The organism is Flavobacterium sharifuzzamanii (assembly GCF_003254585.1).
Classification (GTDB): domain Bacteria; phylum Bacteroidota; class Bacteroidia; order Flavobacteriales; family Flavobacteriaceae; genus Flavobacterium; species Flavobacterium sharifuzzamanii.
In genome coordinates this window covers 285,961-301,336 of sequence record NZ_QJGZ01000039.1, presented here as the reverse complement: position 1 = coordinate 301,336, position 15,376 = coordinate 285,961, and the positions used below count along the sequence as shown (strand labels likewise).

The 15,376-nt window shown below is 35.7% G+C and carries 8 protein-coding genes; all 8 read left to right on the top strand.

Annotation, left to right across the window (positions count from 1 at the left end; all coding sequences use genetic code 11):
* The first annotated feature begins 336 nt into the window (after positions 1–336).
* On the top strand, positions 337–504 hold the full coding sequence (locus DMA14_RS14155; RefSeq protein WP_157957709.1) for a hypothetical protein: 168 nt from the start codon (positions 337–339) through the stop codon (positions 502–504).
* 44 nt (positions 505–548) lie between these two features.
* On the top strand, positions 549–3,638 hold the full coding sequence (locus DMA14_RS14150; RefSeq protein ID WP_111425260.1) for a SusC/RagA family TonB-linked outer membrane protein: 3,090 nt from the start codon (positions 549–551) through the stop codon (positions 3,636–3,638).
* Between the two features lie 12 nt (positions 3,639–3,650).
* Positions 3,651–5,231, top strand: a complete 1,581-nt coding sequence (locus DMA14_RS14145; protein ID WP_111425259.1) for a RagB/SusD family nutrient uptake outer membrane protein — start codon at positions 3,651–3,653, stop codon at positions 5,229–5,231.
* 17 nt (positions 5,232–5,248) lie between these two features.
* Entirely contained in the window at positions 5,249–6,103 is an 855-nt protein-coding gene (locus DMA14_RS14140) for a hypothetical protein (protein WP_111425258.1), read from the top strand.
* A gap of 137 nt (positions 6,104–6,240) precedes the next feature.
* The gene (locus tag DMA14_RS14135) at positions 6,241–8,727 is read left to right on the top strand and encodes a glycoside hydrolase family 2 TIM barrel-domain containing protein (RefSeq protein WP_111425257.1); all 2,487 of its coding nucleotides are present in this window, start codon (positions 6,241–6,243) and stop codon (positions 8,725–8,727) included.
* A 131-nt stretch (positions 8,728–8,858) separates the two neighbouring features.
* Positions 8,859–11,258 carry a glycoside hydrolase family 31 protein gene (locus DMA14_RS14130; protein WP_111425256.1) on the top strand — a complete coding sequence of 800 codons (2,400 nt, stop codon included), beginning with the start codon at positions 8,859–8,861 and terminating at the stop codon, positions 11,256–11,258.
* Between the two features lie 215 nt (positions 11,259–11,473).
* The gene (locus DMA14_RS14125) at positions 11,474–13,480 is read left to right on the top strand and encodes a glycoside hydrolase family 97 protein (protein WP_111425255.1); all 2,007 of its coding nucleotides are present in this window, start codon (positions 11,474–11,476) and stop codon (positions 13,478–13,480) included.
* Between the two features lie 258 nt (positions 13,481–13,738).
* Positions 13,739–15,304 (top strand): GH39 family glycosyl hydrolase, encoded by a 1,566-nt coding sequence (locus DMA14_RS14120; RefSeq protein WP_111425450.1) that lies wholly within the window; start codon positions 13,739–13,741, stop codon positions 15,302–15,304.
* The last annotated feature ends 72 nt before the right edge of the window (positions 15,305–15,376 follow it).

The following is a 15,376-nucleotide window of genomic DNA, read 5'->3' as shown; positions in this document are numbered from 1 at the left end:
TAATCAGTCTTTTAAATACAAGTAAGAAAAGCTCTTCAATTCAGGTAGTTTCTTAAACGACTGATTGTCAATTTTATAAATCTTTGATTTTTATATATTTTTTATTTCAATTCTACTTCAGATTTTACAACATTAATAAAAATGGATTATGATTAATCAGAATCAAAAAAAAATAACCCTAATATTTTGTTAATATAGAAAATTTGTTTTACACTTGTAGTCAAATTTACCATAAGATAAATTCAAATTGACCATAAGCAAAAAAAGAACAAACTTACACTTAACTTAAACTTACCACAAATGTTTTTTCTAAAAATTGATTTTAATAGCTTTTTGATGAGATTACCATCGTCAAATTCTGCCAAAAGAATTGATTTTGAAGTTTTAGAAATGCTTGTTTTTAAAACGCCTGTTTATAGTCAGCAAGTACTAAATGTTGGAAATGAGATTCAGGCCCTCATTTTTGGCATGACCTGCTTGGGAAGTTTTCCAGATTTCTCTTAGGGTAAGAAACACTAACTATAACTTAAACTTAATCAATTCTTATTATGAAAAGCAAAAATTGTATTAAAACAACAAAGCTTCCATATTTTATGGCGGTGCTGCTTAGCGTATTTATGATGCAGTTTGGATTTGCTCAAGAATCTAAAACTGTAAGTGGGACAATTACCTCTTCCGAAGACGGATTTGGAGTTCCAGGTGCAACTGTACAAGTACAGGGAACAAAATCGAGTACTGTTACCGATTTTGACGGAAAATATAAAGTTGAGGCTAAAACAGGAGATGTTTTGGTAATCACTTTTGTAGGTTTCAAGGCGCAAAATATTACGGTTGGAACTCAAAAAGTTGTCAATGTGGTTTTACAGCCAGAAACGGCAGAACTTAAAGAAATTGTAGTAATCGGTTACGGTACTCAAAAGAAGAAAGTAAATACTGCGGCAACTTCTTTGGTGTCTGGAAAAGACATTCAGCAGGTTGCGAGTCTTGATGTTGTAAATGCTTTACAAGGTCAAGCTTCTGGGGTTTCTGTAACTTCATCTTCTGGGCAGCCAGGAGCGAATATGGTGGTAAATATTCGTGGAGCAGGTACAGCAGGAAACAGTGATCCGCTTTATGTAGTTGATGGTGTAGTGGTAGATAACGGAATTGGATATCTTGATCCATCTGTTATTGAAAGGGTTGACGTTTTAAAAGATGCTTCTGCAGCTTCTATCTATGGAGCAAGAGCAGCAAACGGAGTTATCTTGGTTACAACTAAAAAAGGAAAAGATGGTAAAATGAATGTGTCTTTTAGTTCTTATACAGGTTTTCAGCAGATTGCTAAAAAACTAGATTTGATGAATACACAGGAATATACAACAATCATGAACGAAGCTCGTGTAAATTCTGGATATGCGCCACTATATACTAAAGAGCAAATTGCTTCATTTCCTGATCATGATTGGCAAAAAGATTTATTCAACGAAGGTGCAATGAAACAAAATCACTCTCTTTTGATTACTGGAGGTGATGAAAAATCTACTATTGCAACTGGTTTATCTTACTACGGACAGGAAGGTATGATTGGAGGATCGACTAACCAATCTCAATACGATCGTGTTACTTTTACAGTAAACTCTACTTCTGAAGTAATTAAAGGATATTTAAAAATTGGTGAAAACTTCACTTTATCAAATATCAAATCTAGCGGTGTTGCAGATGATGGTATTTACAGCAACGCAATTAGAAGTTTCTTAAACGCAGCTCCGATAGATCAGGCGTATGACGAAAATGGAGATTTTGCACATTCTATTATTTCTCAAGATATCAGCAACCCGGTTGGATCTTTATACTACAACAACTTCAATCAGACAAAAACAAATCGTTATGTAGGTAACATTTTTGCTGAATTGAAATTTGCAAAAAACTTTACTTTCAGAACTAGTTATGGTGTTGATATGACAGACAGCAATTACCGTTCTTTCAGACCAGTTTATTCGCTTTCTTCAAATGATAATAATACAGTTTCTAGCGTAACTCAAAGTGCTACAAAATCTTTAGGATGGATTTTTGAGAATACACTTCAATACAAATTCAACATTGCCGATGCTCATAATTTTGATGTATTAGTGGGTACTTCTGCTAAAAAGAATACATCTGATTATATGGAAGGGCAAGGAAGAAACTTAATTTTTGATGATTTTGAACATGCCTATTTAGATAATGCAAAAGACCCGACATCTAATGTGGTAAAAGGAAATCGTAAAGATTACTCAATCCAGTCTTACTTCGGGCGTTTATTGTATGATTACAACAATAAATACTTATTCTCTGCAACAGTTCGTCGTGACGGTTCATCAGAATTTGGTCCAGATAATAAATACGCTATTTTCCCATCGTTCTCTGCGGGATGGAATTTAGATAAAGAAGCTTTCTTCAAAGAAAACAAAGTTTTAAATACTTTCAAATTAAGAGCAAGCTGGGGACAAAATGGTAACGACCAATTTGCAAGAAGATTTGCATATATGTCAACTGTAAACTCTACTGATAAAACATATCATTTCGGAACTGGTGATGAAACTCTTTTAGTAGGTTCAAGCCCTGACCAATTGGCAAACCGTAACTTAAAATGGGAAACTTCTGAGCAGTTAGACTTAGGTTTTGATGCTACATTGTTTACCAACTTTACTTTAACTTTCGATTACTATGACAAGAAAACCAAAGATTGGTTAGTATTGGCATCTATCCCAACGTATGCTGGAGCAACTGCACCTTATATTAATGGTGGTGACGTAAGCAACAAAGGTTTTGAAATTGGTTTATCTTACCGCACACGTTTTGGAAAAGACTGGAATTTTGCCATCAATGCAAACCTTTCTCGTAACCAAAACGAAGTGTTGAAAATTGCTAACAACGAAGGAATCATTCACGGAGAATCAAACGTATTGTTTCAAGGTTTAGACGAGATGAACCGTGTTGAGGTTGGAAAACCAATGGGTTATTTCTACGGATTGAAAACAGACGGAATTTTCCAAAATGCTACTGAAGTTGCAGCAGGTGTTCAGCCAAATGCACAGCCAGGAGACGTTCGTTTCGTAGATCTAAATAATGACGGAAAAATCGATGCAAACGATAAAACTAAAATTGGTGATCCAAACCCAGATATTAACTATGGTGTTAATTTAGAATTATCATACAAAGCTTTTGATTTCTCTATTAATACTTACGGTATCGCAGGAGGACAAAACGTTTTTGGAGTTCACGATTACACACGTGCTTATACAAACAACACTACAGATGTGTTAGGAAGATGGACAACTGAAGGAACTTCGAACAGAATTCCAAGAGTAACTTACGGAACTGATGCAAATGGGAATTACACTAAATTCTCAGATTTATATATTCAGGATTCAGATTTCTTCAGAATTAAAAATGCTACAATCGGATGTGATTTAACGAAACTAACAACAAAACTTAGTTTCTTCAGTAAATTCAGATTATATGTTGCAGGAAACAACCTTTATACATTCACAAAATACAAAGGAATGGATCCAGAAATTGGTTTCGGAAACGTAAATCAGTCTTGGGCTAAAGGAATTGATGTTGGATATTATCCTCAGCCAAGAACCTATTTGATGGGTCTGAATGTTAACTTTTAAAATTTGAAAATCATGAAAAGATATATAAAATTATTTGCGCTTTCAAGCTTACTTACTTTAGGTGCTTGCTCGCAGGATTTCTTGGAAAATGAACCATATACAGATAAGGTAACTGACAATTTTTATAAAACACCTTCTGATGCTTTTGAAGGTCTTGTGGCAGTTTACGATGTTTTACAGCGCGAGGCTTACGGCGGACCGTTATTAATAAGTGAACAAGCTTCTGATGATTGCTTTGGAGGTTATGGTATTGCCGATGCTCAAACGGATATCGAATGGGATCGTTTCTTGTACGTTTCAGACAAAGACATGAACAAAGATGTTTGGGCTAATGCTTACTTAGGAATTTACAGAGCTAATATTTTGTTAGAAAATATAGACAAAGTAAACTGGGGTTCTGATACAGCTTTAAAAACTCGTTACGAAGCTGAAGCACGTTTCTTAAGAGCGCACTTCCATTTTACAGCAGCTAAAATGTTTGGAGATATCATTCCTCTTGATCATACTGTAACAACAAGCGAATTCGAATTGCCAAGACAAGCTCCAGAAGTTACTTATGCTTTAATTGCAAAAGATTTAAAATTTGCTGCAGATAATTTAGGGCCAGAAAACTATTCACAAGCAGGAAATGCTAATTACGGGCGTATTACAAAATGGGCAGCAGAAGCATATTTGGCTAGAACATTCTTGTTTTATACAGGAACTTATGGTAAAGCAGATTTAGCTGGTGTGGTTTCTAAAACAGAAGCAACAGCTTACATTAATGATGCAGTAAATAATAGCGGACACGGTTTAGTGGCTGATTTTGCAAATCTTTGGTTAGCGGCTTCTTTTGAAAATTTTGCTGGAGAAGATAATACTGAAATGGTTTGGGCGGTTCGTTTTAACGGTTCAGGAAAAGGAAATTGGGATCTTCACGAAGGAAACCGTTTCCAAGTAAACATCGCACCGCGTGGAGGTTCAATTGGAAAATATGCAACAGGATGGGGAGGAGCTACAGTTAATCCTGCTTTAGTAAATGCTTATGAAGCCGGTGATACTAGAAAAGCAGCTTCTTTTATTGATTATGCAGGCGAAGGTTTGAATTTTGATGCACAAGCTAGAGAACAGCGTCAGTACACAGGATATTCTTGGAAAAAATATTGTCCAATTACTAACGCGGCAGGAACAGCTGTTGTAGAAGCAAACGGAGGAAACTTCCAGATTGACAACTACCAAGATTATGCTATTATTCGTTTCTCTGATGTATTATTGATGGCTGCTGAATTGAATTTATCATCTAATCCAGCTTTAGCGCAAGCAGATTTTGACAGAGTACGTGATCGTGCATTTAAAAATACTACTCACAGAAAAACAGCTAGTATAGAAAACATCATGAAAGAGCGTCAATTAGAATTGGCTCTTGAAGGACTTCGTTACTTCGACTTAATCAGACAAGGAATGCCTGCAATGAAAGCAGCTATTGATAACACTGCTGGAGGTTCTCAGTTTGCAGTTACTTTTAGAACAGAAACTCAAGGCTGGTTGCCATTACCGCAATCGCAGATCATTCTTTCAAATGGTACAATAACTCAAAATCCAGGCTGGAATTAATTCAAAACAAAATGACTATGAAACGTATATTATATATTTTAATAGCAGCTGTTACAATTGGTTCGCTGTTATTTTCTTGTGAGGCAATTGAGGATCGCGAAAGCCTTCCAGCAGTTACCTTGACACCAGAGACACTTAAGTTTTCTATCACGCAAGATGCTACAAACAAAAATCTTGTAAATTTTAAAAGTGATGATCCGACTGTTATTCCATTTTGGAAATATGTAGATGCAGCAGGAAATGAATTAGGACATTCTAACAAAAGCAGCGATCAAGTAATTCTGCCTTTTGCCGGAAAATATACTATTTATTACACTGCTTACACAAGAGGAGGTTCTGTAGAAGCCGCACCAGTTGTAGTTAATATTGCAGAAAATGACGAAACTTATTTTAGAGACCCAAAATGGCAAATGCTTACAAATGGTGTTGACGGAAAAACTTGGGTTTTAGATTTTACAGATCCAGTAGGATGGGCAGGTTTAGACTACCCAGCTACGTCTGGAGATAACTGGAGCTGGTTGCCAGATTACGCAAGCAACTCTTGGGTAATGGCTAATAAAAACTGGGGAGAAATGTATTTTGATTTAAATGGAAATTACAATACATCGGTAACTCAAACAGCGATTGCAAACAACAATCAAACAACAAAAAAAGGAACCTATTCATTTGATATTGCAAATAATAAATTGATTTTTAACGGTGGAGTACAAATGCTTTACGGTGGAGACTATTATGGAGACTGCAGCAACTGGATCAGTGTAAAAGTGGTTGAGCTTACAGCAACATCTTTAAGATTAGCAGTAGTGCGTGACCAAAGTAGAACTGGTGAAGGAGTTTGTCTAATTGTATTCCACTACAAGCCGAAATCGTAAGTTAGTTAGTTTTGAAGTCTCAGTACTAAAAGCATTCGTAATGTTCTTTAAGACTGAGACTTAAATTATTTTATGAGGAAATAAATGAAACCGTTTTTTATTTCTATCTTCAAATTCCAAAAAAATAAAAAGTACCTATGCATATTAGAAAAAACATAAAAAATATAAGTTTATGGGCAATCGCAGCTGGAGTTTTTTTCTTGAATTCCTGCACTAAAAAAGAAGATGCATTTGTAAACCGAAAAGTTTCTTTTAATGCAGACTGGAGCTTTCATCTTAATGACAGCATTGTTGATAAAGATACTATTGGAGCTTCAACAAAATGGAGAACTCTCGATGTTCCGCATGATTGGAGCATTGAAGGAAAATTTGATGAAAAAAGTCCTGGCGGTTATGGCGGAGGATCGCTTAACGGAGGTTTGGGCTGGTACAAAAAAACATTCAAAGTAGCTGCAGAAGACAGCACCAAAATCACTTCAATTACTTTTGACGGCGTTTACAAAAATAGCGAAGTTTGGGTAAACGGTCATTACTTAGGAAAACGTCCAAACGGATACATAGGTTTTCAATATGATATGTCACCATATTTAAATTACGGAGACAAAAACAACGAAATAATTGTTAAGGTTGACAATTCAAAGCAACCTAATTCACGCTGGTATTCGGGTTCAGGAATTTTTAGAAATGTCTGGATCGAAACCACAGACAAACTTCATGTGGGACAATGGGGAACATATATTACAACTCCAAAAGTTACAGCCGAAAAAGCTTCTGTAAGTATTGAAACCACAATAAAAAATCAATACAAAGAAAATAAAAAAGCAACGGTAACTACCACAATTTTTAAAGAAGACAAAAAAGTAACATCGGTTACTCAAGATATAACAATCAATGCCAGCGAAAACCAAACGCTGAATCAATCGGCGGAAGTTGAAAATCCCATTTTATGGTCAGATGAAAACCCGGAATTGTATACCGCAGTTACCGAAATTTCACTTGACGATAAAATCATTGATCAATATAAAACCACTTTCGGAATCAGAGATTTTAAATTCGATTTGAACAAAGGTTTCATTTTGAATGGAAAGCAGGTTAAAATAAAAGGTGTTTGTATGCACCACGATTTAGGGCCATTAGGTTCTGCAATCAACACACGTGCGATCGAACGTCAGTTGGAGATTCTGAAAGAAATGGGAGTAAACGGAATCAGAACTTCTCATAATCCGCCTGCTCCAGAACTTTTAGAACTTTGCGACAAAATGGGTTTCATTGTCATGGATGAAGCTTTTGATATGTGGAAACAGACCAAAACCAAATACGATTACGGAAACGATTGGGACAAATGGCACAAACAAGATTTAATCGATCAATTGTTGCGCGACCGAAATCATGCAAGCATTTTTATGTGGAGTATTGGTAATGAAATTCCGGAACAATGGAGTGAAACAGGTGTTGAAATTGCTAAAGAATTGGCGGCAATTACGCGTCAATATGATAAAACACGACCGTTGACTGCAGGGATGAATCCTCCTGTAAATATGAATATTGATGCCGTGACTTTACAATTTGAGAAAAAGGATGTATCCATTAATCCGCTTGCGGGATCTGGAGTTTTAGATTTAATAGGATACAATTATGCGCATCAGACATTCGAACATCATTTGAAAAATTTCCCAAACACGCCTTTCATTGCAACTGAAACTACTTCAGGTTTGCAGACAAGAGGTTATTACGATGCTGTTTCAGATACTATCAAAAAATGGCCAGTAAGATGGGATCTTAAATTTACAGAAGGAAATCCTGGAAATACCGTTTCGGCTTACGACCAAGTGCAAACGCCTTGGGGATCTACACACGAAGCGACTTGGAAAATCATTAAAAAACATGATTTCTTGGCAGGAATGTACGTTTGGACTGGTTTCGATTATATTGGAGAACCAACTCCGTACGAATGGCCATCAGTAAGTTCGTATTTCGGAATTGTTGATTTAGCCGGTTTCCCGAAAGACGTGTATTATATGTACCAAAGCGAATGGACAGACAAAACGGTTTTGCACATTTTTCCGCATTGGAACTGGAAAGCAGGACAAACTGTTGATGTTTGGGCTTATTATAATAAAGCCGATGAGGTTGAACTTTTCGTAAACGGAAAATCAGTTGGAAAAAGAAGCAAAAAAGGAGACGATTTGCACGTAATGTGGCGAATTCCTTTTGAAGCTGGAACTCTAAAAGCAATTTCTCGTAAAGATGGAAAAGTGGTTTTAGAAAAGGAAATCAAAACAGCTGGAAATCCTTCTCAATTAAAACTAACTGTGGATAGAAGTACTATAAAAGCAGACAAAAACGATTTGTCATTTATCACAGTAGATATTTTAGATGCTGATGGAACGATAGCTCCAAACGCAAATAACGAAATCAACTTTTCATTAAAAGGAAACGGAAAAATCGTAGGCGTTTGTAGCGGAGATCCAGTTAGCCATGAACCTTATAAAGGAACTAAACATACAGCTTTGGCTGGAAAATGTTTGGTAATTGTACAATCGGGAGATCAATCAGGAAGATTGGAATTAACCGCAAGTGCAAACGGATTGAAACAATCTACAATTGTAATTACAACAGAATAATAAGTTACGATCTATCCTAACAGGTTTCCAAAACCTGTTAGGTATCAATAAATTTTTATTAAGATATAAATAAAACACCTAACAGGTTTCTAAAATCTGTTAGGATAAACTAACATCTAGATTATTAACCAATGAAAAACTCAAAACTAACCGCATTATTTTCTGCTGTCATGTTTGGATTTTTAGCAGTTCCAAATGCTAATGCTCAAATTCAAAATGCAGATGTATTAAATGCTCCAATCGATATCAGTAAAGATTTTCAGAACTATCTTAACACTTTTTATTTTGCAGACGAATTAGCTTCTTTTGATCCTGCAACAGGAAAAGGAACGATTAAATATTTAAGATACAATTATAAAACACGTCAGGCTTTCAACAACATGATGATGAAACCAGATGTTGAAAAAGCAAACGAATTTCCAACAACAGAATATGCAGAATCTCCTGTTTTGCCATTCGAAATTCAGTTTGTTTCAGATAGAACAGTTAGAATAAAAACTACTTCTGGACCACAATTTCATCCGCAAAAAGAGTCTTTAATGCTGGTTGACGGCGTTGCTCCAAATCATCCTGAATTATGGAAATATGCTAAAATCGAAGGAGGTCATAGTTATACAAGCAAACACGGAAGAGTTGAAATCTTGACAAAACCGTGGCACGTAAAAATCTATGATGAAAAAGGAAAATTACTGACAAGCACACTTCACGATACTGATTTTAAAAACACGTATACACCAACACTTCCGTTTTCTTATGTTCGCAGAAATAGCGATTATTCAAGAAGTATGGGCGCGGCGTTCAGTTTAGAACCAGACGAAAAAATATTTGGTTGTGGTGAATCATTTACACAATTCAACAAACGCGGACAAAAAGTAGTTTTATGGACAGATGACGCCAACGGAATCCAAAATGAAACAATGTACAAACCGATTCCGTTTTACATGAGCAGCCGTGGTTATGGAGTTTTCATGCACCATTCAACACCAATTACAGTTGACTTTGGAAAATATTTTTCAAGTGCCAACGAAATGTACATTGGAGACGACGAAGCCGATTTATTTTTCTTTATCGGAGAACCAAAAGATATCTTAGATCAATACACGAATTTGACAGGAAAAGCCGCAATGCCGCCACTTTGGTCATTCGGTTTCTGGATGAGTCGTATTACGTATTTCTCAGAAAAAGAAGGACGTGACGTTGCCAGAGATTTACGTAAATACAAAATTCCAACCGACGTTATTCACTTTGATACAGGCTGGTTTGATGTAGATTGGAGAAACAACTATGAGTTTGCAAAATCTCGTTTTCCAGATGCAACAAAAATGATGTCTGATTTAAAGAAAGATGGTTTCCAAGTTTGTCTTTGGCAGTTGCCTTATTTCACGCCAAAGAACACTTTGTTTCCTGAAATCATGGATAAAAATTTAGCGGTAAGAGACAGAAAAGGAAATCTTCCGTACGAAGATGCTGTTTTAGATTTCTCAAATCCAGAAACGATTTCTTGGTACCAAGGAAAATTGAAAAAGTTATTTGATGAAGGTGTTGCAGTTTTCAAAGTAGATTTTGGAGAAGCAGCTCCGCCGGACGGAATTTACCATTCTGGAAGAACAGGTTTCTATGAGCACAATTTATATCCATTAAGATACAACAAAGCCGTTGCAGAAATTACTCAGAAAGAAAAAGGATATACTTTAATCTGGGCTAGAAGTACTTGGGCAGGATCTCAGCGTTATCCTTTACATTGGGGAGGAGATTCTGAAACTTCAAACGGAGCAATGTCGGCAGAATTACGTGGCGGACTTTCATTAGGATTAAGTGGATTTAGTTTCTGGAGCCATGATGTTGGAGGTTTCGCAACTAAATCTCCTGAGAATATTTACAGAAGATGGACGCCATTCGGAATGTTCACATCGCACGTAAGAAGCCACGGAGAACCGCCTCGCGAACCTTGGTTGTACAGCAAAGAATTCTTGGAAGGATTTAGAAAAGCTGATAATATGCGCTACGAATTAATGCCATACATCTACGCTCAAGCAAAAGAAAGTTCTCAAAAAGGATTGCCAATGATGCGTGCTCTTTTTGTAGAATATCCAAACGATCCGGGAGCTTGGTTAGTAGATAATCAATATTTATTTGGTTCAAGTATTTTGGTTGCGCCGCTTTTTGAAGAAGTTGAAGAAAGAGACGTTTACCTTCCAGAAGGAACTTGGATTGATTATCAAACTAAAAAAGTATATCAATCGGGATGGCATAAAATTAAAGCGGGTGAAGTACCGATCGTAGTTTTAATTAAAGACGGAACTGCAATTCCACACATCGGTTTAGCGCAGTCTACAAAAGATATGGATTGGAGCAAATTAACGTTGAAAGTTTACGCAAGCGACAAAACCACTTCGGCAACAGCCAAAGTATTTTTACCAGAAGGCGATGCAGTACAAGAAATAAAAGTGAATAAAACTGGAAACAATTTCGATGTAGTAGCAAATCCGCTAAACGGAAAAACCACTTTTAAAACGGAGTGGGTAAAATAAAAAAGTTAGCCACGAATTTCACGAATTCCCACGAATTGAATTGGTGTTAATTGGTGTAATTCGTAGCGAAAAAATATAGCCACAGATTAAAGGATTAAAAAGATTAAAATAAAATCTGCTCCCGATAGCTTTTGGGACTGCGTGAAAAAATCATAAAGAAAAAATCCTTTCTAATCCTTTTAATCAGTGGCAAAAAAAATATAATACCAAAAAACATGAAAAACTATCTAGTTCTCCCAGCTGTACTGTTTTCAATAGCAGTTGGCTACAGTCAAAAAACTAAAAACGCTTACGAATTGGCATCGCCAAACGGAAAGAATACAATCAAATTTGAGTTAGTAAAAAACGCTCCAAAATATGCAGTTTCTCACGGAAAGACCGAAGTGATTTCTCCGTCAGATATGGGATTTGTATTAAAAGGAAACGAAGATTTAAGTTCAAACTTTGAAATCAAAGGAGCAAAGACTTCAACGTTTGATGAAACTTGGGAACAAGTTTGGGGAGAAAAGAAAAACATCAGAAATCATTACAATCAATTGGTAGTTGATTTACAGCAGAAAACTGGAAACAAAAGAAAATTACAAATTCAGTTTCGTGCTTTCGATGACGGGGTGGCTTTTAGATATGTTTATCCGAAACAAAATGTAAAAGACAGTATTTTCATCATGGATGAAAAAACGACTTTCAACTTAAAAGAAGACGGAAAAGCTTGGTGGATTCCGGCAAACAGAGAAAACCGTGACGAATATCTTTTCAAAGATGCGCCAGTAAGTACTTTAGATACTGTTTTAACTCCGTTAACAATCGAAAGCAAAAGTGGATTAGCGTTAAGTTTCCATGAAGCAAACTTGATCGATTTTGCCAGTATGACTTTGGTAAACACAAAAGGAACAGAACTAAAATCTGATTTAGTGCCGTGGGCTGATGGAGTAAAAGTTCGTGTGAAAGATTCGTTCACTTCTTCTTGGAGAACGCTTCAAATTGGAGAAAATCCGGGAGAATTGATTACTTCTTATTTGGTTTTAAACCTAAACGAACCAAACAAATTAAAGAATACAAACAGTTATTTCAAACCATACAAATATTTAGGAATCTGGTGGGGAATGCACATCGGGAAATATACTTTTTGGGAAAGTGATAAACAAGGAGCAACTACAAAACATGCTGAAGAATATATGGATTTTACAGCAAAAGAAGGTTTCCACCATTTATTAATCGAAGGATGGAATAAAGGATGGACACCGGGTTGGTATGAAAACCGTATGCACATGTTCAGTTTTACGAAAAGCGCTGACAATTTCGACTTAGAAAAAGTGGTTGAATATGGAAAGAAAAAGAATATCGAATTAATCGGATACCATGAAACAGGTTCAAACTTAATTAACTATTTAAAAGAAGTTGATGAAGGTTTTGCTTTATACAAAAAACTTGGAATTCATACCGTGAAAATTGGTCACGTAGGTTCTAAATTAAACATGAAACAAATGCACTTCGGACAATTTGGAGTAAATTATTTCAGATATATTTTAGAAAAAGCAGCACAATATGATTTGGCGGTTTTATACCACGAATCTATTAAAGATACAGGAGAAAGAAGAACGTATCCAAATATGGTTTCAAGAGAAGCAGCGCGCGGACAAGAATATAATGCTTGGAGCGAAGGAAATCCACCAAACCATTTAAGCATTATTCCGTTTACAAGATTGCTTTCTGGCCCAATGGATTTCACGCCTGGAATTTTTGATGTTGAGGTAAAACAAGGTTATCCAGGAAAAAGAATTCAAGGAACAGTTGGACAGCAATTGGCCTTGTATGTGACGATTTATTCTCCGATTCAAATGTTGGCAGATCTTCCAGAAAATTACGAAGGAAAACCAGCTTTACAATTCTTAAAAGATGTTCCAACAGATTGGGAAGATACTAAAATCTTAGAAGGAAAAATTGGGGAATACATCACAACAGCAAGAAAAGATAGAAATAGCGCTGATTGGTATTTAGGAACATTAACAAATGAAAATCCAAGAAACGTAAATGTTTCATTATCATTCTTAGATCCAAATGCAACTTACGAAGCACAAATTTATGTTGATGCTGAAGGAACAGATCAAACACATAATCCAGAAGCCGTAGCAATTTCTAAGAAAACAGTAAAATCTACAGATTCTCTAAAATTGAATTTAGGTGGAGCTGGCGGTGGAGCTGTAAGATTCAAGAAATTGTAATGTAAGTGAGAAGTTAAAAGTTAGATGTTAAACCCGACAGGTTTTTAAAACCTGTCGGGTTTACTCAACACAACGATTATGCACAACGTAATCTGTAGAGACGCACTGCAGTGCGTCTAACATATTAATTAGAAAATAAAATATTTTGCCACAGATTAAAAAGATTTAAATCTGCATGATTTGCTAAATCTGCGAGAGAAAAGAAATCCTTTTGAATCTTTTTAATCTGTGGCAAAAAATAAACAAAGCCATTTTCAGATGAAAAAACTTTTAATACTAGCAGGAGTTTTATTTAGTTCAATCTATTCGTTTGGGCAAAATGAAAACCGAATCATAAAAGTAGATTTCAATAAAACTGCTGGAAAATTAAACAACATGTTTAAAGAATGCATCGGTGCGGGAAGAGCAAATGAAGGTCTTCGTGCAGATTGGCAGCAGCAATTGGCATTGGTAAAAAAAGAATGCGATTTTAAATACATCCGATTTCATGGTTTATTGACCGATGATATGGCCGTTTATCGTGAAGACGAAAAAGGAAATCCAGAATACAATTACCAATATGTAGACGTTTTGTTCGATTATATTATTAGTCTAAAAATGAAACCATTTGTGGAATTGGGTTTTATGCCAAATGCTTTAGCAAGCGGAAAAGAAACCATTTTTTGGTGGAAAGGAAATGTTACGCCTCCAAAAGATTATAAAAAATGGGAAGATTTAGTTAAAAACTTAACTCAGCATTTCACAGAAAGATATGGAGCAGAAGAAGTAAAAACATGGTATTTTGAAGTTTGGAACGAACCAAATTTATCTCCAGGATTTTGGACAGGAACTCAGGAAGAATATTTCAAATTATATGATTACGCAGCTCGCGGTGTAAAAGCAGTAAATCCAGCTTACAGAGTGGGCGGACCTGCAACAGCGGGATCTGGATGGGTTTCAGAAACAATTGATTTTTGTGCGAAGAATAATGTTCCGATGGATTTTGTTTCGACACATACTTATGGCGTAAAACATGGTTATTTAGATGAATTCGGAACTTCGGGAACAATTTTAAATCAGGACGAATGGAGTGTGAGCGGAGAAATTATCAATTCTAGAAAATTGATTACGGAGTCGGCTAAACCAAATTTAGAATTGCATTATACAGAATGGAGTGCGTCTTACACACCAGCAGATCCAATTCACGACAGTTATCATTCTGCAGCTTATATTTTGCAGAAATTAAAACAAGTTGGTAATGCTGCAAATTCCATGTCGTATTGGGTTTTTACCGATATTTTTGAAGAAGCAGGGCCAAGATTTACACCATTTCACGGTGGTTTCGGATTATTGAATACACAGGGAATTAAAAAACCGGCTTATTTCTCTTATTTTTTAATGAATAAATTGGGAGAAACAGAGCTTCAAAATTCAGATAAGTCATCTTGGACTTCCAAAAATGCAAAAGGCGACGTACAAGTTTTATTGTGGGATTTTACCAATACACATCCTGGTGATAAAGAGCTGAATCAGACGTATTACATTAAAGATCTTCCATCAAAAGAAAAAGGAAAAGTCAAAATTGAAGTAGACGGAATGCAGAAAGGAAAATATGTACTAGAAATATATAAAGTTGGCTATAAAGTAAACGATGCGTATGCTGATTATTTAAGAATGAATAAGCCAAGTCAGTTAACACGCGTGCAAGTCAATTCAATAAAAGAGAAAAATAACGGCGCGCCAATTTCGACAGAAAAAATTACAATTGACGGAAAAGGAACTTTCAGCAGAGAATTCAAAATCAATGAAAATGATGTTGTAATGCTGAATTTAATCAAACAATAATAGAGATAAAACCACAAACATAAAAATAGTATTAACGGTATTTAAAGAGGATGCGTGAGGAATCAAAAGTCT